Source organism: Cytobacillus sp. FSL H8-0458 (assembly GCF_038002165.1).
Taxonomy (GTDB): Bacteria; Bacillota; Bacilli; order Bacillales; family Cytobacillaceae; genus Cytobacillus.
Map to the genome: position 1 here is coordinate 2,756,014 of NZ_JBBOBR010000001.1, position 23,703 is coordinate 2,779,716.

Sequence of the window (23,703 nt, forward strand, 5' to 3'; positions counted from 1 at the left end):
AGAAAAAGGAAAACAATTAATCGCATTCTCTATGTGATGCTGACAGCTTTTCTGATTTTGCCGCTGATGTTTCCAAGCATGGGATCGGCAGAAAACAAGAGCTCTCCGCATACTTCTGTTAAGAAAGCTGCTCCTCAGACTGCAAAAAGCAAAATCAACAGCTCACTGCTGAAACAATTTGATAAAGAAGATAAAGTAACATTCCTGATTAAATTCAAAGAACAGGCCGATACTTCAGCAGCAGCCAAGAAGGCTGAAAAAGCGGCTGCATCACAAAAACTGACAGCTTCTAAATCAAAATACATGAAACGCTCTGCAGTCCTATCCTCACTAAGATCTACAGCTATTGAAACTCAAGGCCATGTCGCCGACTTCCTTCAAAAACAGGAAAAAGACGGCAAGGCAAAAGATGTTCAATCCTTCTACATCGTCAATGCAATTGCAGTAACAGCTACAAAAGATGTTATGGAGCAAATCGCAGTATTCCCTGAAGTAGAAAAGATTCTTCCAAATGAAACAAGACAGCTTCATAAGCCTGTTAAAGAGGCCGAAAAATCTCTTCAAACACAAGCAGAAACCAGCTCGATCGAATGGAACATTGACCGTGTCGGAGCACCTGCCGTATGGGAAATGGGAATTGACGGATCCGGCACAGTCGTTGCATCCATTGATACAGGTGTTCAGTGGAACCACCCGGCATTAAAAGAAAAGTACCGGGGCTATAACCCTGCACAGCCAGATTCTCCAGCACATGAATTCAGCTGGTTTGATGCCACTGCAGGCCAGACAGTTCCTTACGATGATCAGGGTCACGGAACCCACGTAACTGGAACTATGGTTGGTGCCGAACCGAATGGAGGCAATCAGATCGGTGTTGCACCTGGTGCGAAATGGATCGCAGTAAAAGCCTTTACTGCAAACGGCGGAACTGACGTAGACCTTCTTGAAGCCGGTGAATGGATCCTGGCTCCAAAGGATGCAGAAGGAAACCCGCATCCTGAGAAAGCGCCTGATGTTGTCAATAATTCATGGGGCGGCGGACCTGGACTGGATGAATGGTATCGTCCAATGGTGCAGGCATGGCGTGCAGCTGAAATTTTCCCGGAATTCTCTGCAGGAAACACTACTTTGTTTAATCCAGGCGGACCTGGTTCAGTTGCAACACCAGCAAACTACCCGGAATCATTTGCTACTGGTGCGACTGATATTAACAATGGCTTAGCAAGCTTTTCACTGCAAGGGCCATCTCCATATCAGGAAGTTAAACCTGATGTATCTGCACCAGGAGTTAACATACGTTCCTCAGTTCCCGGAAGCGGATATGAAGGCGGCTGGAACGGAACCTCCATGGCTGGGCCGCATGTTTCTGCGGTTGCCGCACTGCTCCGCCAGGTTGACTCAAGTCTGACTGTTGAAGAGATGGAGGAAATTCTGCTGACCACCTCTACTCCTTTGACAAATGGTACTTACCCTGAGACACCAAATAATGGTTTTGGATACGGACTCGTAAATGCCTTCGATGCGGTTTCTTCCGTACTGACCGGTCTTGGAAAAATTAAAGGCCAGGTTGCAAAAGAAGGAGATGACTCCGAAGCTCCTGAAGCCAATCATGAAGCACCTCAGGAAACATATGCGGGAATGGATCTCGCACTTGAATTGACTGCATCAGATAATGTAAGTGTCACAAGAGTGGATCTTGAATACTTAAAAGCTGACGGCAGCTGGGCCGCTATTGAGGCCGAAAGAACAGCCGGCAACTATAAAGATGGTACTTACCAGGCAGTTATTCCTGGAGAAGACATAGCAGAACCTTCTGTAACTTATAAATGGAAGGTTAATGATTTTGGTGGAAATTTAACTGAAACGGACTCCTTTGAAGTGGCAGTAAGACCAGGAATCAGCATTGGCTATTCTCAGGACTTTGAATCACAGCCGGCCGGCTGGACTTCGTATGGAACGGAAAACAGCTGGGAATGGGGTGTCCCAACTACAGGTCCTGGAAGTGCTGCTTCAGGAGAAAAGGTTTATGCTACAAATCTCGACGGCACGTATGCCAATAGAGCAAATATGAATCTTCAGATGCCTCCTATTGACCTGCCGGAAGGAAATGCCTACCTTCAATTTAAGCAATGGCACGAACTTGAAAACCGTTATGATTATGGTCACGTTTTTGTATCGACAGATATGGAAAACTGGCAACAGGCTCTTCGCGTAAACGGCAATACAACAGACTGGGTTAATGCAGAAGTAGACTTAAGTGCGTACGCAGGACAGAGAATTTATATAGCATTCAATGTAACTACAGATGGCTCTGTTCAGAAGCAAGGCTGGTATATTGATGATGTCAGGTTATCTGATACTCCAGTTGAACCTGCAGGCAAAGCACAGCTTGGCATCAGTAAGGATAAACCTTCTGCAGAACTAAAGAAGGAAAAGGTAAATCCTGATAAAATTGTTCCTAAAAAAGATGCACCAGCAAAAGATGATGGGAAACAGCAGCAGCCTGCACCTGTTCTTCTTCCGCTTACTGCCGAAGTAAGTGTGCTGGAATCAGGCAGGTCCGTATTTACTAATCCGCAAAACGGATCTTATGAAATGACACATGCCTCAGGTGATTTCACTGTAAAAGCGGAAGCTTACGGATATCGTTCTCAAACACAAAATGTAAACATTCCGCAGGATGGAGAAGCGACTGCAAATTTCGTCCTTGAGGAAATACCAAAAGGCACTGTCACAGGAGTTGTGACAAATGAAGCAACTGGAGAGCCTGTTGCAAATACTACGCTTCTTTTAATTGAAGATGCGGCAGTAAAGCCAGTAACAACAAATGAAAACGGTGAGTATACACTCACAGCCTACGAAGGCACATACACTTTAAAAACAATGGCACCTTCCTACTACAGCAAAGATCAGAGCATCACGATCGAAGGCGGCTCAACTCTTGAGCAAAATATAGAGCTAAAGCCATTTATCGGATATCCGGGTGAAATCGGATATGATGATGGTACAGCTGAAAATGCCCGAGCATTCTATGATGCCGGCAATGGCTGGGCAGTTAAGATGTCCCTTGCATCCGGCCATGACACCGCAATGGTCACCGGCGGATTATTCCGCTTCTGGGATACCAGCTGGCCGACTCCGGGAGGTACAGACTTCAAAGTGGAAGTATACGATGCAAGCGGACCGGATGGAGCTCCTGGCAAAAAACTTGCAGGCCCATTTGAAGCAACAGCATTAAGAAACGGTGAATGGACACATGTAGATCTTAGTGACGAAGGAATCGTTACAAGTGGCGATTTCTATCTGGTCTATATCCAATCAGCACCAAATCCTAATGCTCCTGGTCTTGGCACTGATGAGGATGGAGAGAATGCAGGACGCAGCTGGCAGCTTGTAGGCGGAGCATGGTCACCGTCGCCTGAAGATGAAGGAAACTATATGATCCGCGCGACAGTAAACTATGAAGTTACAGCACCTGTCATTACTTCTCCAGCGGATGAAACATTTACGAACCAGGGTGAAGTTACAATTGCAGGTACTTCCGCTCCTACCACTACTGTAAAAGTATTTAATAATGGCGAAGAAGTCGCATCGGCTGATAGTACAGACGAAGGCACTTTCTCCGCAGAAGTTTCACTTACTGAAGGGGAAAACACACTTACTGCCAAAGCATCAACAGAGTCAGGGTCCACTGATTCCTCTGAACCTGTAAAAGTAATATATGATAAAACAAAACCGGAGCTGTCCATTACAAGCCCTGCAGATAAATCCAAAACAAACAAAGAAACAGTCACTGTTAAAGGAACCGTTTCTGACGATAACCTTGATTGGGTAAAAGTAAACGGCCAGACAGCAAAGGTTACAGACGGTGAATACTCTCTTCGCATCCTGCTGGATGAAGGGGAAAACACCATTAAGGTAACAGCACAGGATAAAGCGAAAAACAGCGAAGAAAAAACAATCACAGTCGATGCTAAATATACCGCTCCAGCCATTGAAAATCTTCTTCCTGCAGAAGACAAGGAGCTTAAGAAAGGCGAATCGGTAAAAATCGAATTTGATAGTGAACCAGGGTTAAAAGCGACGTTTGCCATCAGAATGCCTTTAACAAATGCTGGCGGCCAGCTGTATAACGCTACTGAGCTTCCAATGATGGAAACTTCCCCGGGCCATTATGTCGGCTACTATACTGCCACTTCAAATGTAAAAGCACCTGGTGCCGAAATTGAAGTGAAAGTGATGGATGACTACGGCAATGAAACCCGCAAAACAGCAGAAGGCAAACTGTGGATTAATGCAAAAAAGAAGGATAATAACAGCACCAAAAAGAAGTAAAATCAGATGAAAAGGCAGGCCCATTATTATCGGGGCCTGCCTTTTGCAATTATTGATTTAATAATGTTCTTTTTTCATTTAATAAGCCATTAAACTCCTTATCCAATTGGGCATATTTGCTGTCACCCTGACCAAGCAGACTGAGTTCTCCAAGTATCGCGTTGATGCGGTTATCAATTACCATGATCTGCTCTTTTGTAGAATCATGATCTTTTTCCTGCTTGGAGTCTCTGGATATTATACGATATTCCTTCAGATTCATTTCAAATCTGGTAATTTTATTTTCTTCAAATACAAGCAATCTTGTACTTAACTTCTCTAAAAAGTATAAGTCATGCGAAATAATGATGAGTGTACCAGAAAATTCCTTGAGCGTTTTTTCAAATTGCTCCCTGCTTGGCAAATCCAAGTGATTAGTCGGTTCATCTAATATTAGGACGTCATATTCCTTTAAAAGCATGTCTGTGAGCTTAACCCTGATTCGCTCTCCCATGCTCAGCTGTCCAATCGGCTGCTTTAACTTCGCATCCTTCATACCCAGATTTGCTAATAGGGTCCTTGCCTTGTAAATCTGCTCCCGTTCGCTGAGATCAAGTGCTTCAAGGGCGTTTTTGGTTAAAGGTAAATCATTAATATCCTGGTTTAAATAGGCAATCTTTAAAGTGCTGCTAATCCAAAGTTCCCCACCAGAAGGTGATACCTCTTCCAGCAGCATACGGATTAAAGTAGTCTTGCCAGCCCCATTGCTTCCAAGAATTCCTATTTTTTCACCATGCTTTATATAAAACTGGCTATCCTTAAACAGAGTCCGGTCTCCATAGCTTTTTGAGAGGTTTTTTGCTTCGATGATCCTCTTCCCCCGTTTACCTGACGAATCAAAATGAAAAAGAACTTTCGCCTCTTCTGCCGGCTTATCAATTTTATTTTTATCCAGTTCCTGCTGAAGTCTTTTCATTTTTGACTTAACCTGCTGATCCATCTTTTTGGCTTTCACTCTGTGATATTCTTTAAAGCCCATCTGTCTACTCTCAGAAGGACTCCCGCCTTTAGTTGATTCCCTGTGAGCTTTTTCCGACCATTTTTTTAAATTGGCCATCTGATTTTCGATCCGATGAATCTCTCTCTGCTGAACATTAAATTGATGAAGCTGATCATCATAATTTTTCTGTTTTTGTTCCCGGTAGGCTGTGTAATTCCCGTCATACATGGTTAAAATGCCTTCCTGCAGCTCAAAAATCCTGCGGACAACCTGATCAAGGAAATGACGGTCATGGGAAATGATCATGACAGGACCGCTAAATTGGCCAATTTCCCCAATAAGCCACTCGATTCCCTGTAAATCCAAATGATTGGTGGGTTCATCCAAAATCAGCATATCCGGTTTTGATGACCAAACCTTAGCTAAAGAGAGCTTCAATCTTTCTCCCCCGCTTAAAGAATCAAGCCTTTCCGATTTCCATTCATGGAGTTTTGAAAGTCCTAATCTGCTTGCCTGATGAAGAATTTCTTCTTCCGGGCTCTGGTCAGGAGCATGAATATCACTCACAGAATAATCTGCTGACTGGTGAAGATAGCCGATTCTATATGGCTCCTTCATCCGCTCGAAAGTGCCTTTATCCGCCTGAATACTGCCAAATAAAATATTGGCCAATGTAGTTTTACCCGTGCCATTTAAGCCAACAAGACCAATGCGATCCTGCTGATAAATATCAAATTCCAAATTAGAAAAAACCGTTTTATCTCCAAATGACTTTTGAAGATCCCTGGCCATGATAACCGGTATGCTGTTATTATTGTGATTACTGATTTTATTTGCACACATAAAAAAACCTCCCCATACCCGGAGAGGACTGTGCACCCATCATAGGAAATGGTGCAAATACATAAAAAACGCGCGCCTAAATAAAATATAAACCCGCTTACAGACAAATAAGCAGACATCACTTCCGATAAGGAATGACTAAAAAAGGGCACACTAATCCTATGTTCTCCGGGTTAAACTTTTTAAATATAAAAAGATACCAGAAAAAATAAGATTATAACTTCATGCCCCTAAATCATCCTTTCAACCTGTTTGATTGTAGTATATAAGCTTCTGGCTTTTATTGTCAATAGACTCATATTCAGCAATTGAGTAAATACATGCATCTGCCAGGAAATCATTAATCAATTCGGATATGCTTATTAGTAAGCTCCTTGAGCATATTTAATATCGTAGCTCTTTCCTCCAGATTAAAACCGCTTACCCATTCCGAAACAAGCTTGTACTCGTTTTGATGCATTTCCCGCTGGAGTCCGCCCTCCAATATGGAGTATATTTCCCTCATAGTGTATTCCCTATCCTGTGTTTTAAGTTCATCCATTTTGCAAACCTCCCTATTTCTTTTATGCTGCTACTTTTCCCCATTTGGCATCTTTGGAAACACATGATGGAAGTTTAGTGCGCAGAAGGAATCCTTTTGTGCACGGTGAGGATTCTCTTTGTGAGCAGAGAAATACTCTTCTGTCAGGCACACTTTAATTTATGTATGCATACAAAGAAAAGCAGGTCTCCCTGCTTTTCTTTTAATCTATTACCACTTGAAGCAAGAAGCACCTACGATGATCAACAGGATGAACAGAACGACAATTAGAGCAAAACCTCCGCCATATCCGCATCCGCCTGCAGGGTAGCCGCAGCCATATCCGTAGCCATACATTATAAAATCCCCTCCCTTGCCAATTAAATCTGTCTGCCTATTTTATTAGTAGAATCCACCGTAACCCCAAGAAGCACCGATAATAATTAGTAAAATAAACAATACAACTAAAAGGGCGAAACCGCCGCCGTATCCGCAACCGTCTGACATAGTCAATTACCTCCTTTGTTTGATTCAATATATCCTATTCAATTCACCCAGATTGTGCGATAGACGAATACACAGTTTTCTGCGCAAAAAAGAAGCCTTCCGCGTGAAGGCTTCTTTTTTTGTTGATATAACTGCGTTTTCAGGTGATCTCCTCAGATAAAAATAGGCTATTTCATTATTTCTTATGAGCGAGAGTGGCCTAAATACCTTTAGCGGGCTGGACGGGTTCTTTTTCTTTAATTTCCTCAGTCAGCTGTTCCAGACTTTGGCGGACGTTTCCTTTGCCTGAAAAGTTTTGGAGCAGCTCCTTCACGTCAATGCCTGATGAAGCTTTCAGGCTTTCCTGCATCGTGGACATCAGGTTGGTTGCATAGCCAGTTACTTTATTGGCACCGCCATTAGTGCTGTCACTCCCTGTATCAACCACTGTAATCTTATCAATATTCGATAACGGGCTTGCAAGCTGTTTCGCATATTCCGGAAGCATGTTAATGACCATATCCATTATTGCCGCCTGGCCATACTGTTCAAATGCCTCGGCGATTTTTCTCTTTGCCTCTGCTTCCGCAAGACCTTTGAGGCGAATGATTTCGGCTTCAGATTCACCTTGGGCGCGCTGTGAATCAGCCTTGGCCATCCCATCTGCCCTAACCCTTTCAGCTTCTGCACGTGCCTGTGATTCAATCCGGTATTGGTTTGCATCCGCTTCGGCAATTTGCTTTTTCTTTTCTGCCTCTGCTGCCTGCTCAACAGCATACCTGTCTGCGTCTGCTTTTTTCTTCACTTCGGAATCATATTGGCGTTCTCTTCTTAAGATTTCTTTTTCTTCAAGCTCAATTTGCTTTTGGCGCTCTATAATTCTGATTTGCATTTCATGCTCCGTAACTTCCTGCTTTGCTCTGGCTGTCTCAAGGTCATACGCCTGGTCAGCACGCGCTTTGGCAATATCCTGTTCCCTTCTGTAGTCAGCCATTTTCATTTGATTTTCTTTCTCAGCTTCAGCTATTTCAGTTGCCCTTTCAAGTTCTGCCTTTTGGGCATCCTTAGCTGCTTCTGCCCGTTTAATCCGGGTTTCCTTTTCAGCTTCAGCTGTGGCAATATCCGCATCCCTCTTAACCTGGGCAATTCTTGGCCTTCCCAGTGAATCAAGGTATCCATTTTTGTCGCGTACATCTTTGATTGTAAAAGAAACGATGATCAAGCCCATTTTTGCCAGATCCTGTGAAGCTACCCTTTGAACCTCCTGGGAAAATTTATCCCTGTTTTTATATATTTCTTCGACCGTCATAGATCCCAGAATCGACCGCAAATGTCCTTCAAGAACTTCTTTCGCTTCATTTTCCCGATCTTCCTTCGATTTTCCAAGGAACTGTTCTGCGGCCGTAGCAATTTCCCCAATACTCCCGCCAATTTTTATAATTGCAGTTCCGTCTGCCATGACAGGAACTCCCTGTTCGGTATATACTTCCGGAGTGGTAACCTCCAGTTTGCTTGACAGGAGGCTCAATGGCTCTGCCTGCTGAAAGACTGGAAGTACAAATGTTCCTCCGCCTCTGATTATTTTTATCTTATTTCCTGATTCGTCCACATGGACATTCTTACTTCCCAAATAACTGCCTGTTACAATTAACGCTTCATCCGGCCCTGCAGTCCGATATTTTGTAATGAACACACCCAGCAGAGCAATCAGCAAAAATGCTGCGATTCCAATTACAACCCAAACCATTAACATATTGTGTCCCCCTGTCTATAATTCTTTATAATCAATCACTTTAATAACTCCATTTGCGACTTCAACAATCAGCACTTTGCTGCCTTCTGCTATGACAATATTTTCATAGCTTGAAGCAGGCTTGGAAATTCTCCCGCTAATATTTTCAATTAAGACCTCACCGAAACCACTCTCCGGTATAGGAATTAATACCGTACCTACTCTTCCCCTTAAGGATTCATCTGTGTAAACGAGAGATTCCTCAGCAGAAGATAATGGTATAAGAACAAAGATATTCAGCAATATATCCAGCAAAACCGCAATAACAGCCGCTAACAAAAGAATGACTACGCTACTAAGAGAGGTTGTCATTTCAAAAATATAGCCTGAAGCGGAGAGAAAAGTAATAAATGCCAGAATCAGTACTGGATTTAGAAAGCTTCCCTCCCCTATTCCGTCTGCCATATCTCCAAAAAACACATACAAAATAATTAATATACCAGAAAAAATAAGTGTGCTGAGATAAATTGTCTGAATAGGAAAACCAAATAGTTCCATAACATGCACCCTATCCATTTTTTATAGTCCGGCTATCGATTCCGTGCCTCCTTCCTTTTTACTATTACAGCTTAATTTATATACGGATAAAGACCATGAATTGTTTCATTTTTCTAAACTTTCCTCCAATTAATACTGCTGCCTGTTAAGCTTGTCTAACTTCTTCCTCTTTTAGTCATTTTCATTATTATTCCTGCATACCATATTTGAGGATTTAAAATTCCCTTTTAGGATTAAATGGTGAAAAATGGTGGAATAAACAATATATCTGGTTTGCGGAGGGATAGGAATTATGACAAGATCTGAATTGCATATGGAGAAGCCTAAGAGCAAATTTATGCTGATGTCAATTGTCCTAATGGGATGTTTAGCTGCTGCTTTTACAGCATTATATTTTTATTCTCAAAGTCTGATTACTATTGAAGCCCCCAAAAAAGAACTGGGTGAGAAAATTATCATTCAGCTTCCTTCCGGAAAGAGTGTATTTACATATGAAAACCTTATAGTTGAAGAAGAAGGAAAACTTTTTTATAAAGGAGAAAGAAATACCCTGGATTTGACTGGCGGTACAATTGTTTATGAGGAATGGGATTAAACAGGGATTAAAAGTCGGTACTTAAAGAAATCCTCTGCAGTTGACAAAATGTTTTCACATCCTTTAAGATGAGCAAAAATGGCGAGGAGAAATGACTTTGAAGGTAATGAAAAATGTTTTTTTTACAGCTTTGGCTACAGTTATTTCATTTTTCGGCATTAAAAAAATGGCAAATACTGCACATAAGATAAAAAGAATAGGTCATCGGGGAGTTGCCGGCTACTGCCCGGAAAATACTTTTCCTTCATATGACCGAGCAATCGAAATGGGAGCAGATTATCTGGAAATTGATGTTCAATTAAGCAAGGATCGAAGGCTTGTCGTGATTCACGATTCCCTTGTAGACCGCACAACTGACCATAAAGGAAAAGTCTCTGACTTTACCTTTAAAGAGCTCAGAAAAATGGATGCCGGCAGCTGGTTTTCTACAAAATACAGCGGTGCCTGTATCCCTTCATTTGAAGAGGTCTTAGACAAATATGCGGATCGTGTCGGGCTTTTAATTGAATTAAAGAAACCGTCCCTGTATCCTGGCATTGAAAAGATGATCGCCGAGGAACTAAAAAAAAGAAAACTTGATTCAAAGGGTAAAGACCACATTATTGTGCAGTCATTTGAAACATCTTCTATGAGATTATTTCATGAACTGATGCCGGAAATCCCTGTCGCCATCTTAATCAACTATCCTCCTGACAAAATGGAGATAAAAAGTATTGCCGAATATGCAAGCTACATGAATCCTAAGTGGACTGTGGTTAATAAGCGCGTGATCGATCTTATTCATTCGAATGGCATGAAAGCAATCGCCTGGACTGTGCGTTCAAAGAAAGAAGCAGAAAAATTAAAGCATTACCCACTGGATGGCATTGTTGCTGATTATTTAGATCTTATTGAATAGACAAAAAGGGTGCAGTCCGAGTAATGGTCTGCACCCTTTGCTTATAAAACTGCCTGTTTTCTTCCGGTTTCCAGCAGCAGCTTTAAGGTTTCCAAATCATTTTCAGCTGGTAGAGCAAATGCCTTTTGATAAGCTTCAGGCCCTTTCCCGGTGATAAAGATCCAGTCATTTTCATTTGCTTCAGCCCAAGCTTTCCGAATAGCCAATGTCCGGTCGGGGATCACTTCACCCTTACCGTCTCCATATTTTTTATTCAGAGAAATTAATTGACTTAACATTTCATTTTCACACTCATCGTTTAGGTCATCAGCGGTCAAATAAAATTTATGGCAGTATTTTGCTGAGGCTTTAATCATATCCACACGCTTTGATTGATCTCTTCCGCCACGGAATCCATAAATTTGAAAGATTCTTTCAGCCCCCTGCTGCTTTGCTGTGTCAAGACAATATTCAAAGGCATCCACTGTATGGGCATAATCCACAACAAATTTGGCTCCTGATGGATGAATAATCATTTCAAAACGGCCAGGTATGCCCGGAAATGAAGCCAGAGCCTTTATCAAATCTTCCGGGTCAATCCCCAAATCAATCCCTGTCAAAAAAGCCATTGCTGCATTATATACATTATGGTGACCAGGAAGAGGAAATTCAATTTCAAAGGAATTCCCTCTCACCTCCAGAATAAAAACTGTCTTCCCATTTATAGCAGTGTCTTTTATTGAACAGCACTTCTCATCACCCAGCATAATCAAAGGAATTTTTTCATTTTGCAGATGCTCTGCCATTTTTTCTCCCCATGAATTATAAAGATTGACGACTCCTTTACCGCCTTCTTTTAACAAGTTAAAGATTTTCTTTTTATCATAAAAATACTGATCCATATTATCATGATAATCAAGATGGTCATGAGCCAGATTAGTAAATAGCCCGTAGTCTAATTCCAGACCTTCTGTTCTTGACTGCTCCAGCGCATGAGAAGAAATCTCCATAACGACAAACTCATCATGGCTTTTACTCAGCATTTTTTGAATCTGCAAGGCATCCGGCGTCGTGTTGCTGGTCTTATATTCCTTGTTATTAATAATGTTTGATACAGTTCCCAAGAGGGAGCAGGTCCTGCCTGCAGTCTCCAATATATGCTTTAAAATATAGGCGGTGGTCGTTTTCCCATTAGTTCCTGTAATGCCTATTATTTTATGCTTTCTTGATGGGCGATCATAGAAGCAGTTCGCCAGTTTCCCAAGACTGGTTCTGCTATCCGTTACTTTTATATAAGGCACATTTAACTCAATTGCTTCCTCACCCACTACGGCAGCCGCTCCATTTTCAACAGCTTGTCCAATAAAGTCATGTCCATCTGCCTGAAAGCCTTTAATCGCAACAAAAAGGCTTCCTTTCCCCACTTTGCGTGAATCCATTTCGATTCCTGTAATATCAGGATCGTTTGTTAGTTCACCCATCTCCCCGCTATCCTTTAGGCAATTAATAACCTGGGATAATTTCATATTTCTGTCTCCTTTAATGTTTAAACATCAAGTAATTTGGTGTATATATCTATAATCATTATCTTTTGTTTTCCCACATTCACAGGAAATATGCCTTCTAAAGGATACAAATATCGGGGTATGAGAAAAATCGTCTTAATATACTAGAATTGAGGATAATTTTGGGTGAATAGCTTCTGAAAAATAAGCGATTCACCCTATTGAATGTCAGCTTAATTTCATTTCACACTAAAGACAATGGCCGCTTGGCAAACTGTGATAGATACTTTACGTTCAATCGGCTATGCTGTGAAATGAGATAAGCATCCCTTGTAGCACCGGGCTTTCTTAGCGTGTTAAGAGCTCTTATCATCCCTGCTTCGCTTTCCATGCCAACCCCATGCCCAAAGAACATGCCCCCGCCCAAATAAACGGAATTCTCACCAGTCCAAACAGGATGATCATAATCAGGATTGTAAAAATAAACGACGTCACCAGGTATGAAATTCCGGCCTCTTTTTGTAACAATCGACAGGTCATGATCATAATTCCAGTCCCATACAAGTAGTCCCTGAAATAGTGTATTGAAGCGGCTGACAGAGATGGAGTCCAATACAGCTTTATAAAAAATCAGCACAATGGCTGTTGTGCATTCAAAAGCATATTCCCAGCTGTTCGTGAACACATCCATTATCGCATCTGACGGTAAAACAGATGGATCAAGCAGGTATCCATATTTTGTCCTTCTCCATATGCGCGGATTGAAGCGTGATGTGTTAAAGGGTGCAAATTCCACACGGCTCCCATGAAGCTGCCTGGCTGCTTTAATAATATTCTCCCTTAAAAGGATATCAAATAGCAGTTCATGCATTGAATCGTATTGATGAGTCTCAGGACTGCTCTCGAGCGCCAGATAAATTTCACGCTGAACTCCAATAAAGCTGGAAGCCCCCGGTTTATTCTGATTATTCGAAAGGATAATCATTCTCTTCCCCCCTTCAAATGAACTTATAGTAGCTTATGGTTTCATTTACAGGAGGGTTCCTTCATTCTTTGACTTCCTTCACGTTATCCAATCCAAGTTATTTATTATCGGAAAATATCTTTTTTTCTGAAATAAGCTTGCTTTTTATTCCAGATTCCCTGTACAATATTCAACATATTCTTAAGTTTCAGACTATACTTATAATTATTTTACAACAGGAGGATATTTTCATGGCGACTTTTTTAGGATCAATTGTTTTGCTGATTGCAGGTTATGCCATTTATTCCAAGGTAGTGGAGCGTATTTTTGGTATAAATGACAGCAGCCCTACACCCGCTTATACGGAAAAAGACGGAATGGACTTTGTTCCAATGAGCTGGTGGAAAGGCAGCTTGATTCAACTTTTAAATATTGCTGGGCTAGGTCCCATTTTCGGTGCAATTATGGGGGCATTATATGGGCCCGCAGCTTTTATCTGGATTGTTGCCGGATCTATTTTTGCCGGGGCGATTCATGATTATTTTTCAGGAATGCTTTCTCTAAGGCATAAGGGGGAACAATTTCCAAGCATTGTCGGAAGATATTTAGGAAAACCGGCCAAAACGTTCATTAATATCTTTTCAATTCTCTTAATGGTTTTAGTTGCCGCTGCATTTACTGCCGGTCCGGCACAGCTGATTTCAAGCATAACTCCATTAAGTTTTATGGCATCATTGCTCATTATTTTTGCTTACTTTATCCTGGCAGCTGTTTTGCCTGTAAACCGTATAATCGGAAAGATTTATCCTCTGTTTGGAGCAATTTTAATCTTTATGGCAGTTTCCATTGCAGTTGCACTGCTTTTCAGCGAAAAATCCATACCGAATGTAACACTGTCTAATCTTCATCCTGGTGAACTTCCAATCTGGCCTTTACTGATGGTCACCATTTCATGCGGAGCGATATCAGGTTTTCATTCAACACAAAGTCCGATTGTCTCACGCACATTAAAAAAGGAAAGTGATGGAAGAAAGGTTTTCTATGGTGCCATGATTGGCGAAGGAATTATTGCCTTAATCTGGGCAGCAGCGGGCATGACCCTTTTCGGCGGAACAGGAGGGCTTCAGGATGCATTAGCGGCTGGCGGTCCAGCGGGAGTGGTTAATGAAATTTCCGGCAGCCTCCTTGGTACGTTTGGAGGAATCCTTGCTATACTAGGTGTAATCATCCTGCCAATTACAACCGGAGATACCGCCCTGCGTTCCTCAAGAATGATGCTGGCAGAATCACTTTCGTCTTTAATAAAAATGGATGGGAAATGGAAGGTTATCATCACCACTTTACCTGTGGCTCTTCCTACTTTATATCTGGCAACAATCGATTACTCATTCCTTTGGAGATATGTCGGATGGACAAATCAGGTTACAGCGGCGGTCATGCTTTGGACAGCTACCATGTATCTTTTGAAAAATAACAAATTCCATTGGATTAGCGGTGTTCCTGCATTGTTTATGACCGGTGTAGTATCCACCTATATCTTCTATGCCCCTGAAGGCTTTCAAATGGATTATCAACTATCAATGCTTATCGGATCAGTCATTACATTCATTATTACAGGCTGGTATGTTTATCAAATCGTAAAACAAAAGCAGCTGAGCAAGAACAAACCCAGCCTAAAAGCTGCTTAAAACGTAAAAAAATGCACCTAACACAAGAGTGAAGGTGCATTTTTTAATTGGCTGGTCCCTTACAGATCAATTCTCTTATTTTGAATTAAGCCTTTAAAAACTCTCAGCCTGTAATTAGGAAGGTTTTCCACTGCCTTAAGCGGGTAATGAATACTAACAGTTAAAGGAGGTTATAACCATGGCGGATAAAACCAATTCAGAAAAAAATAATTCGATAGAACAAGAAAAAAAGAAAGAAAACAATAGAGATATCGAACCCCAAAGAGAGCCTGAAAAACCTCAGGAAGAAAACCGGAAATAAGGAGGATGAACAATATGGCCGACAAAAACATTCAGGATGGAAAGATGGATAACCCCGAACAATATAAAACCGAAAAAGAAAGTTTATTTGACAAGTATGAAAGCGAAAAGAATGTTGATCCTATTCCAATGGAAGACTTAAAGCAAGAGAAAGAAGAAGAAAAAAACGGATCCAAAATAAAGAGCAGTTCATCAACAGAGGAAAAGTACAAAGCAGACTTTGAAACTATAAAAAAGAAAAAGCTGTTTGGCGATAAATATGACGATGGAACAAGAACATAAATAAGGCAGGATACTATGAAGGACAAAATCAGGATAAAAAGAAATATGTAAATTAAACTCCTGGCACCCAAAAGTGCCAGGCTTTTTTACTAATATGGCTTTATTATCTTATTAAAATCCTTATAGTGTTTCAGATAGTAATCAGCTCCAGGGGCTTCATTCTGAAAAAGGCAGGTCCTAATGCCAAGTTTCTTTGCCGGCAGGATGTCTATTTCCCTGTCCCCTATTGCTAAATCAACCTTATGCTTGTCATGCAGAAATTCATAAGAAGCTGTGTGAGGCTTGCGGGGATAGCCATCGTCTCCTGCTACCATATCGGTAAAGTATCCATCTAATTTATGGAAGGTTAATATGGAAAGAACATCATCTCTTTCCTTGTGAGTCATAATTACATTCTTATCAGCCTGCTTTAATACTTGCTCCACATCAGGAAAAGGCTTTAAATCACTTGGACGCAACTGTCTCGCCCTCATCCTGGTTGTCTTTATTTGTTTGTCATTTAATTTAAAATGTTGAAAAGCATCGCTGAAAGAAACCTTTAGCTGACAAAAAATCTCTTCATCGGAAACCTTTTTATCACTCATAACCTCTCTGACGATCGCTGTGTAAGCTGGATATGTATCAAATAAAGTGCCATCAAAATCCCAAAGTATATTCAACAGGCAAAGCTCCCTTCTATTTTCTTTTTATCCTCTTATTTAGTTATTATACCTCCAGCCAATCTATTAAACTGCTTTTCCATTGTTATTAAATTACTTTGACAAACCTATATCACAATGCTAATTTTATAGCTATAAGACAAAAAACATAGCCCTGAAAAATGGGTGAATTGTTAAAGGATGAATAAAAATGAACAAAGAAATTATTAAGTTAATCAGAAAGAGCTATAACATGACACAGCGTGATTTCGCAAGAGTTGTAAGCTGCAGCTTCTCTTTAATAGCTCTGGTTGAGGTGGGCAAGAGAAGAGTAACAGCTGATCTGGAAAACAAGATCAAAATTGCTTTTGACCTCGATGACCAGCAGATGCAGTCACTTGCTTCTCTTGTTTCGGAAATCAGCAAAGTCCCCCCTTTCATGTAATCAGAGGCGGCCGTTTTAAAAACTTCCCTTCTAAGATAATATCGGCCACAAAGCAGCAGCCCGTCATTAAAATAGGCATTTGCCGTGCCTCTCCGCCCATTTATGCATAGATTATAAGGAGTTAGAGGATTTTTGCATAAAAGGAGAGTGCCCAATGTATCCATATGGCTATTATCAAGGTTATCTTCCTCAGCCAGCAGCCCACTTCACCCCTGAATATGAAATTCAGCAGTTCGAACAATATGATACTGACAGACAGCCCCAGCAGCTCGAAAGAAGAGTTACTGCTCTGGAAAGGCAAAATCAGGATCAATCCAGAGAGATTACACGCCTTAACAGGCAGCTCGTCAATTTGACTGACCAGGTTAGAATGCTTAATCAGACCGTTGACCGCCATACACGAAGACTTAATCGCCTAAACCAAAGACTAAGAGCAGTTGAGAATAGACTTAACATCCCTTTTACTCCATTTGACGGGGAATTCTAAGGGAGAACTTTGTACTTTTTGCTCCGAGCATCAGGAATACCAAATTTGCCCCAATCTCACAGTGATTGGGGCTTTAATTTTATTGGCAGTGTTATTATGACTGGGAGGTGGACAGCATTTGGGACTTTGTGTGTTGAATCTAAAAACTCTCCAGGTTCGGACTCAAACTTTCTTAAGTCCGGTGTTTCTATCTGGAGTTTCCTTGGTTTCAGACTCAAACTGGATTAATCATAGGATTCCTGTCCGAAGTTGCCCCAGGTTCAGACTCAAACTGGCTTAACCACAGGATTCCTGTCCGAAGTTGCCCCAGGTTCAGACTCAAACTGGCTTAACCACAGAATTCCTGTCCGAAGTTCCCCCAGGTTCAGACTCAAACTGGCTTAACCACAGGATTTCTGTCCGAAGTTGCCCCTGCTTCATACTCAAGCTTCCTTTAACCACAGGATTTCTGTCCTAAGTTCCCTCAGGTCCAGACTCATATTGACTTAACCATGGGATTTCTGTCCGAAGTTACCTATGCTGGCTTCATCTGCTCCGGTCCAAAGCTGACTTTTTTCACCTTAACCTGGCCAGGCGCTCGTATACTTCTTTTAAATTTGAGCACCCCATTTTATTAACTTCCCCTATTAAGCAGCACCATAGGATAGCTGTCAGCTTTGCATCTTCCAGCGCATGATGGCGGTCCTTAACAGGGATGTTATAAAATTCACAGATATCTTCTAATTTCCATAATACTTTATTAGGATCAGTTATCCTATAAAGGAAGGAAGTATCTAATATCCTGTGCTTGAATGGCGTGCGAAAAAGCTTCCAGCTGCTGTACTGCATAAAGCTTTTTTCGTGGTTCGCATGATGGGCAACCAGCGGCGTTTCCTTTACAAATTCAAGAAAGCTAATCAATACCTCCGATAGTGGAGGAGCTTTTTCTAAATCAGCCTCAGATAGACCTGTAAGCTCCTTTATTTTACTTGAAAGAGGCTTATCAAAATGAACAAGTGAATAAAAACTGTCTTCACTGACTTTCCCGTTAATAATTTTAACCGCACCAATCGAAATAATTTGATCCCCTTTATCAGGATAAAATCCAGTTGTCTCCATATCAAAGACAGCCACATCTAAATTCTCTAAGGGGATAGCCTTTAAATCTGCATTCTCCAGATCCCTCTGCATTTGTCTAATAAATGCTATATGCTGCGGATTGTGACCATTTATTCCACCTAAAATGTTAGTCTGAAGTTTGCCCTGAATACCTCTGACAAATTGGACAAAAGGATGGAACTTCATTAACCTGCACCCTTTTGAATGGTCCTTACCACAAACTGATGAAGTTTTTTGGCATCCTTTAAAATATCCCTCAGTTCATTCCGCTCTGATATTGATAAGGTTTTAAGCTGAATGTAGTGAGTATCATCATAGTCATCTGTTTGCCTGTATGACAGAAGCCTCCATTTTAACAAAGCAGCAAAATTATTTCGATATTTCCCCATTCCCTCATATTCATTTATTTTTATAATTTTATTGATTCGGGCAATAGTAGATGTATCCTGAATTCCTTCTTTCACAGCAAGGATTCTAACCGCATTTACATAAGGTATAAAGGCAGAGTATTTGAGATCCAGCTCTCCTTGATGGCTTCCCTTCTCCTCTGCCAGAAACTGGCCAAATGGACCTACCGACTTTTTCATGTGCATGCTGGTCTCCATCATTCTGGTCAGTAAATGTGGGCTTTTTTGAATGTTCACGGTAATAAAAGACTTCAATTCAGCTATATACTTTTCCTCGCCTGTCAGCACTCTGCTGTCATAAAAAATGTGGAGATTTCTCATCGTCTGCAGACTCTCCTCCTGCATCCATGCATGGATTTGTTCTTTCCATTCAGAGAATGATTTGCACCATAGCGGATTAGAACTCATCACATTCCCTTCGCAATATGGATAGCCAGCTGCTTTCAGACCTTTTGAAATTTCCTCCCCCAGCTCTAAAAAATACGCTTCCGCTTCATCAGCCCCCGCTTCAAACACCAATCCATGGTCCTGATCACTCAGAAAGCCTTGTTCCCTTCTCCCTGAGCTGCCCATTGTGAACCAGGCAAATTTCCATGAGGATGCTCTTTCAACTTTAATTCTATCCAAAGCTATGCTAATAACCTCTTTCATAATAAGGTCGTGAAAATCATTCAGAGCGCTGGCATCTGAGCGGAATTTTAAAATCTTTTCCTTTTTCCACTTTTTCACGGAATGATAAGAATTAAATGATGATTCCATCCAGGCACTCCCTTTAAAAAAGTCTATTCCTGCTTACGAGCTTATCTTTCTGTTTTCATCGGCCATGAAGACTTCGGGATACCCATAGCTTCCATGTTCACTTAAATCCAACCCCATAATTTCTTCTTCCTCTGTTACCCGAAGTCCTCTCAATATCTTCCCGGCAGCTGCCAAAATTATGAAGGATACAGCAAAAGCATAAAGGCCGGAAACAGCCACACCCATAAACTGGACTCCCAGCTGTTCAAAACCTCCCCCATAAAACAGCCCAGGTTTACCAACTGATGCCAATTCAGGTGTGGCAAAGAATCCAGTTGATAATGTTCCCCATACCCCGGCAGCACCATGAACAGATAGAGCAAAGATTGGATCATCGATCTTTCTCTTTTCAAAGAAACGCACACTGTAGAATACAAGGATTCCTGATACAAAACCTATAACAACAGCCGCCCATGTATCAACAAAAGCACAGGAAGCTGTAATTGCGACCAGACCTGCCAGAGCGCCATTAAGCATTGTCGGCACATCGGATTTACCCATAACCATCCACGAAATAATCAGTGCGGCAACTGCTCCTGCTCCGGCAGCAAGATTTGTGTTAAGAGCGACAAATCCAAAGAATCCATCTTCTACAGTCAATGTACTGCCGGCGTTAAACCCGAACCAGCCAACCCACAGGATCAGTACACCCAAGGCTGTATATACCTGGTTATGGCCATAGATATTGTTAGCGGAACCGTCTTTATTGAATTTTCCAATTCGGGGCTTAAGCAAGATCGTAGCTGCCAAGGCTGCCATAGCACCCGTTAAATGGACAACTGTTGAACCAGCAAAGTCCTGCTTGCCGTGTTCAGCAAGCCAGCCTCCTCCCCAAATCCAATGTGCGACGACAGGATAAACAATAGCAGAAAATAACACGGTAAAAATGAGGTAAACAGAAAGTTTTGCACGTTCAGCAAATCCGCCTAGTGCAATCGTAATGGATATACCGGCAAATGCCAGCTGAAATACGAAGAATACAGAAGAAGATAAGCTCATTCCCTCAAGCTCAGCACCTGAGTAAAAAAAATTTGATAACCCAACCAGTATATTTGCATGATCGCCGAAAATGAAACCAAAGCCAATGGCCCAAAATACCAATGATGATAAGCCAAAGGTAAAAATCGTTTTACCTGCAATATGCCCCGCATTTTTCATCCTGGTCGAACCGGCTTCGAGCATTACAAAACCCCCAAGCATAAAAATGACTAAAATGGCTCCCAGCATCACCCAAAGACTATTCATTAAAAATATGGCCTCCAATTATAATTCCTCCTTATTTTGAATAATGTAAGGATAAAAACGATATACATGTTACATTTCCTTACATCAATTAAATTTAATCCTTATTTTACTCATTTTTACACCGATGTCAATAAGTTTTTTGAAGATTTATAATTTTTATGTTATAAAACCTTACATAATTAGATTATTTGGATTGGCAATTTTATAGTTGCATCTGCGGTTCTTTAATCGGTTAAGTTAAGAACGAGCATTTAATTGCTCAATTTATCGTCGGGAGTGATGTATCATGGCAAGAAACAAACTTTTGGTACCCGGTGCAGGAGATGTATTGGATCAAATGAAACAGGAAATTGCCAATGAGTTTGGAGTTCAGCTTGGTGCTGATACAACCGCACGAGCAAACGGTTCTGTCGGCGGGGAAATGACAAAGCGCCTTGTCGCAATGGCAGAGCAGCAGCTTAAAAACCAGCAAAATCAGTAAAATTGCTTGCTGGGATACCGGCCCTGCCCTCGGGCCGGTCTTTCTTTCACCTAACAATACACTTACCGATGGAGGCAGACCTATGACCAACAAAAATGACAACCGCGAAAGAAAAAACAAATATCCAAATAATAAAAAGCAGGATGCAGAGTTCTCAAGAGAGGCAAATATCCGAAGCGAAATCACTAGAAAAGATCTGCAAAAATAACAAAACAAAAAAGGCATGTCACGTGACTGCCTTTTTTGGTATTACTATCATCCATAATAATGATTACTGCTCTTTTCTCCAAGCCTGCTGATCCTGCTGGAAGAGGAGGCAAATACGGCCGCCTCACAAATAACTGCAAATAATGCTGTTCCAAAAGCAAGATGGAGAACAGCCCAGGATATTTCAATGTAACTTACAATTGTCAATATACCGATAATGATTTGACCTAAAACCAGCAGGGAGGCAGCCATAAGCCGATTCTGCAATCCAGCCTCCCATCTATTTTTTAATGAAAGATATGTGAGTATAAATATATATAAAGACAAAACCCCGGCCAGAAGTCTGTGTCCGGTCTGGATTATTTCCGGAAAAGATACTGGAATAAAACCACTTGTACATTCAAGCCAGCTGCAGGCCAATCCGAATGATTGGTGCTTAATATAAGCACCAAGAAATAAAGTAAGAAGCAGCAATATCAACAGTGCTTTAAACTTGTTTTGAATACTCTGCTCTTTTCTTGTTTTAGTCCGCGACGACTGTTCATCAGCATGCTGCCAGATCCAGATTAGTACAGCAAGGAAAAACATCGCAACCATAAGGTGAACAGACACAATTATAGCAGGCAAATCCAGCCAAACTACAGCCGCCCCCAGTAAAATTTGAATTATTAATAGCAGCATCAATACCTTAGAAGCTTTATCAAGTCCCCGCACCTGTTTTGATTGCAGAATACTAAAGTACAATACAGCTGTCATTATTCCAAGTACTGCACCAATAACTCTGTGAGCAAATTCAATTAAGGTATCTCCTTCCAAAACCGGGATCACCAGCCCATTGCATAAAGGCCACTCCGGCCCGCACCCCATGCCAGACTCCGAAGATGCAACATACCCGCCGAATATAATTAAAATATAGGTTAGGATAATAGTTAAGAACGCCAGCCTTTTTATCTTCAAACTACACACTCCTTATATTTCAAAATTCTAAATTTTTCATTCAGTTTATCAAAACCTGGACAAACATTCGGTGATATGTGTCACAATATAGGGAGCGAGATGCAATTCACACAGTAAAACGCCAGAATTATCTCTGGCGCTGCATGGCTTTTATTTATTTGAAAATGTCCTGCTGCAAAGAGTTACATCCTCTATTTTAGAGTGATTAGGCTCATACCCTATTCCTGGGCCCTGAGGCACGAATATAAACCCGTCTTCCATAGTGACTTCAGGTTCGATGATATCTTCTTTCCAATAATGGGAAGACGGGGCTGTATCACCAGGAAGTGTAAAATTGGAAAGGGAAGTTATGGCAATATTGTGCGCACGTCCTATTCCAGCTTCAAGCATTCCGCCGCACCACATTGGAATGTTGTGATCTCTGCAAAGATCGTGAATTTTTCTTGACTCTGTAAGCCCGCCAACCCGGCCAATTTTTAAGTTTATGATTCTGCAGCTTCCAAGCTCAATCGCCTTTCGGGCATCCTCAAAGGTATGTATGCTTTCATCAAGGCAAATTGGTGTTTTCAAATGGTTTTGAAGCTTGGCATGGTCGATAATATCATCATGATCCAAAGGCTGTTCAATCATCATTAGATTAAACTCCTCCATCCTTTGAAGATGATTAATATCATTAAGTGTATAGGCGCAATTCGCATCAGCCATAAGCTTAATATCAGGAAACTGGGCACGGATGGCTTTTAAGATATGCACATCCCAGCCAGGCTTAATTTTCACTTTGATCCGCTGGTAGCCCTCTTTTACATATCCTTCAATTTGTTTAAGCATCTTTATTTCTGACTCCTGAATGCCAACACTAACACCCACTTCTATTTTTTCCTTTTCTCCGCCCAGAGCTTTTGAGAGCGAGATCCCTCTCTCCCTGGCATAAAGGTCCCAGACAGCACCCTCCAGCGCCGCTTTGGCATTGAAATTTCCCCTGATTGGCCTGAATGCTTCTGAAACATCATCAGGGTGCCGAATCTCTGATGCAAAAAGGATCGGTATTAAATGATCACTCATAATATGCCAATTTGTTTTAACTGTTTCTTCATTGTAGATTGGCTCCATAATGGAAACCGACTCTGCCCAGCCTGATTGTCCGCTTTTTGATTTTACTTCTACCAAAATAAAGTCCTTATCCACTTCTGTTCCGACACTAGTAGTAAACGGATTCATCAACTCCATTTTTACGTGCCTTAAAACAATGCTTTTAATTTCCATATTCCCATTCTCC

At 41.3% G+C, this 23,703-nt stretch carries 24 protein-coding genes; 10 read left to right on the plus strand and 14 right to left on the minus strand.

Annotation, left to right across the window (positions count from 1 at the left end; translation table 11 throughout):
- Positions 1-36: 36 nt before the first annotated feature.
- Positions 37-4,335 (plus strand): S8 family serine peptidase, encoded by a 4,299-nt coding sequence (locus NYE23_RS13415; RefSeq protein WP_341080728.1) that lies wholly within the window; start codon positions 37-39, stop codon positions 4,333-4,335.
- Positions 4,336-4,384: 49 nt separating this feature from the next.
- On the opposite strand, the gene abc-f is transcribed toward NYE23_RS13415, so the two are convergent.
- The 6 genes from abc-f to NYE23_RS13445 all read right to left on the minus strand — a co-directional run bounded on the left by abc-f (position 4,385) and on the right by NYE23_RS13445 (position 9,453).
- On the minus strand, positions 4,385-6,157 hold the full coding sequence (abc-f, locus tag NYE23_RS13420) for a ribosomal protection-like ABC-F family protein (RefSeq protein WP_341078543.1): 1,773 nt from the start codon (positions 6,155-6,157) through the stop codon (positions 4,385-4,387).
- A gap of 340 nt (positions 6,158-6,497) precedes the next feature.
- Entirely contained in the window at positions 6,498-6,698 is a 201-nt protein-coding gene (locus NYE23_RS13425) for a hypothetical protein (protein ID WP_341078545.1), read from the minus strand.
- 210 nt (positions 6,699-6,908) lie between these two features.
- Positions 6,909-7,034, minus strand: coding sequence for a YjcZ family sporulation protein (locus NYE23_RS13430; RefSeq protein ID WP_341078549.1), 126 nt, complete (start codon positions 7,032-7,034; stop codon positions 6,909-6,911).
- Positions 7,035-7,079: 45 nt separating this feature from the next.
- Entirely contained in the window at positions 7,080-7,184 is a 105-nt protein-coding gene (locus tag NYE23_RS13435) for a YjcZ family sporulation protein (RefSeq protein WP_076256869.1), read from the minus strand.
- Positions 7,185-7,383: 199 nt separating this feature from the next.
- A complete protein-coding gene (locus NYE23_RS13440) occupies positions 7,384-8,916 on the minus strand; it encodes a flotillin family protein (protein ID WP_341078551.1) in 1,533 nt (510 codons plus the stop codon).
- Between the two features lie 15 nt (positions 8,917-8,931).
- Positions 8,932-9,453, minus strand: a complete 522-nt coding sequence (locus tag NYE23_RS13445) for a hypothetical protein (protein ID WP_341078553.1) — start codon at positions 9,451-9,453, stop codon at positions 8,932-8,934.
- Between the two features lie 292 nt (positions 9,454-9,745).
- Between NYE23_RS13445 and NYE23_RS13450 the strand changes: the two genes are divergently transcribed.
- Positions 9,746-10,048, plus strand: coding sequence for a hypothetical protein (locus tag NYE23_RS13450; protein ID WP_341078555.1), 303 nt, complete (start codon positions 9,746-9,748; stop codon positions 10,046-10,048).
- A 91-nt stretch (positions 10,049-10,139) separates the two neighbouring features.
- Positions 10,140-10,946: a glycerophosphodiester phosphodiesterase gene (locus NYE23_RS13455; protein ID WP_341078558.1), complete on the plus strand. Its 807-nt coding sequence runs from the start codon at positions 10,140-10,142 to the stop codon at positions 10,944-10,946.
- A gap of 41 nt (positions 10,947-10,987) precedes the next feature.
- Here NYE23_RS13455 and NYE23_RS13460 read toward each other — a convergent pair whose 3' ends face one another.
- Together NYE23_RS13460 and NYE23_RS13465 are read right to left on the minus strand one after the other, a co-directional pair.
- The gene (locus NYE23_RS13460) at positions 10,988-12,451 is read right to left on the minus strand and encodes a UDP-N-acetylmuramoyl-L-alanyl-D-glutamate--2,6-diaminopimelate ligase (protein ID WP_341078561.1); all 1,464 of its coding nucleotides are present in this window, start codon (positions 12,449-12,451) and stop codon (positions 10,988-10,990) included.
- A 223-nt stretch (positions 12,452-12,674) separates the two neighbouring features.
- Complete coding sequence (locus NYE23_RS13465) at positions 12,675-13,415, minus strand: protein-glutamine gamma-glutamyltransferase (protein ID WP_341078564.1); 741 nt, start codon at positions 13,413-13,415, stop codon at positions 12,675-12,677.
- A 230-nt stretch (positions 13,416-13,645) separates the two neighbouring features.
- On the opposite strand from NYE23_RS13465, the gene NYE23_RS13470 reads away from it, so the two are divergent.
- From NYE23_RS13470 to NYE23_RS13480, 3 genes are all read left to right on the plus strand, one after another.
- Positions 13,646-15,082, plus strand: a complete 1,437-nt coding sequence (locus NYE23_RS13470) for a carbon starvation CstA family protein (protein WP_341078566.1) — start codon at positions 13,646-13,648, stop codon at positions 15,080-15,082.
- 178 nt (positions 15,083-15,260) lie between these two features.
- A complete protein-coding gene (locus NYE23_RS13475) occupies positions 15,261-15,383 on the plus strand; it encodes a 3-methyladenine DNA glycosylase (RefSeq protein ID WP_341078567.1) in 123 nt (40 codons plus the stop codon).
- Positions 15,384-15,397: 14 nt separating this feature from the next.
- Positions 15,398-15,664, plus strand: a complete 267-nt coding sequence (locus NYE23_RS13480; RefSeq protein ID WP_076256854.1) for a hypothetical protein — start codon at positions 15,398-15,400, stop codon at positions 15,662-15,664.
- Positions 15,665-15,753: 89 nt separating this feature from the next.
- Here the strand turns inward: NYE23_RS13480 and NYE23_RS13485 are convergent, their stop codons facing one another.
- Complete coding sequence (locus tag NYE23_RS13485; protein ID WP_341078569.1) at positions 15,754-16,323, minus strand: HAD-IA family hydrolase; 570 nt, start codon at positions 16,321-16,323, stop codon at positions 15,754-15,756.
- Between the two features lie 190 nt (positions 16,324-16,513).
- On the opposite strand from NYE23_RS13485, the gene NYE23_RS13490 reads away from it, so the two are divergent.
- Together NYE23_RS13490 and NYE23_RS13495 are read left to right on the plus strand one after the other, a co-directional pair.
- Complete coding sequence (locus NYE23_RS13490; protein WP_076256850.1) at positions 16,514-16,747, plus strand: helix-turn-helix domain-containing protein; 234 nt, start codon at positions 16,514-16,516, stop codon at positions 16,745-16,747.
- A 154-nt stretch (positions 16,748-16,901) separates the two neighbouring features.
- Entirely contained in the window at positions 16,902-17,234 is a 333-nt protein-coding gene (locus tag NYE23_RS13495) for a hypothetical protein (protein ID WP_095243969.1), read from the plus strand.
- A gap of 555 nt (positions 17,235-17,789) precedes the next feature.
- Here NYE23_RS13495 and NYE23_RS13500 read toward each other — a convergent pair.
- The 3 genes from NYE23_RS13500 to NYE23_RS13510 are packed head-to-tail and all read right to left on the minus strand — an operon-like array spanning position 17,790 to position 20,782.
- A complete protein-coding gene (locus NYE23_RS13500) occupies positions 17,790-18,518 on the minus strand; it encodes an exonuclease domain-containing protein (RefSeq protein ID WP_341078572.1) in 729 nt (242 codons plus the stop codon).
- Positions 18,518-19,498, minus strand: a complete 981-nt coding sequence (locus tag NYE23_RS13505; RefSeq protein WP_341078574.1) for a DUF294 nucleotidyltransferase-like domain-containing protein — start codon at positions 19,496-19,498, stop codon at positions 18,518-18,520. The genes NYE23_RS13500 and NYE23_RS13505 overlap by 1 nt, the downstream gene beginning before the upstream one ends.
- A 33-nt stretch (positions 19,499-19,531) precedes the next feature.
- Positions 19,532-20,782 (minus strand): ammonium transporter, encoded by a 1,251-nt coding sequence (locus NYE23_RS13510; protein ID WP_445662599.1) that lies wholly within the window; start codon positions 20,780-20,782, stop codon positions 19,532-19,534.
- 286 nt (positions 20,783-21,068) lie between these two features.
- Here NYE23_RS13510 and NYE23_RS13515 point away from each other — a divergent pair, with 286 nt between their 5' ends.
- Together NYE23_RS13515 and NYE23_RS13520 are read left to right on the plus strand one after the other, a co-directional pair.
- Positions 21,069-21,263, plus strand: coding sequence for an alpha/beta-type small acid-soluble spore protein (locus NYE23_RS13515; protein ID WP_341078577.1), 195 nt, complete (start codon positions 21,069-21,071; stop codon positions 21,261-21,263).
- An 82-nt stretch (positions 21,264-21,345) separates the two neighbouring features.
- Positions 21,346-21,471 carry a hypothetical protein gene (locus NYE23_RS13520; protein ID WP_341078578.1) on the plus strand — a complete coding sequence of 42 codons (126 nt, stop codon included), beginning with the start codon at positions 21,346-21,348 and terminating at the stop codon, positions 21,469-21,471.
- Between the two features lie 47 nt (positions 21,472-21,518).
- On the opposite strand, the gene NYE23_RS13525 is transcribed toward NYE23_RS13520, so the two are convergent.
- Together NYE23_RS13525 and menC are read right to left on the minus strand one after the other, a co-directional pair.
- Positions 21,519-22,427 (minus strand): COX15/CtaA family protein, encoded by a 909-nt coding sequence (locus NYE23_RS13525; RefSeq protein WP_341078580.1) that lies wholly within the window; start codon positions 22,425-22,427, stop codon positions 21,519-21,521.
- Between the two features lie 150 nt (positions 22,428-22,577).
- Positions 22,578-23,690: an o-succinylbenzoate synthase gene (gene menC / locus NYE23_RS13530; protein WP_341078581.1), complete on the minus strand. Its 1,113-nt coding sequence runs from the start codon at positions 23,688-23,690 to the stop codon at positions 22,578-22,580.
- Positions 23,691-23,703: the final 13 nt, after the last annotated feature.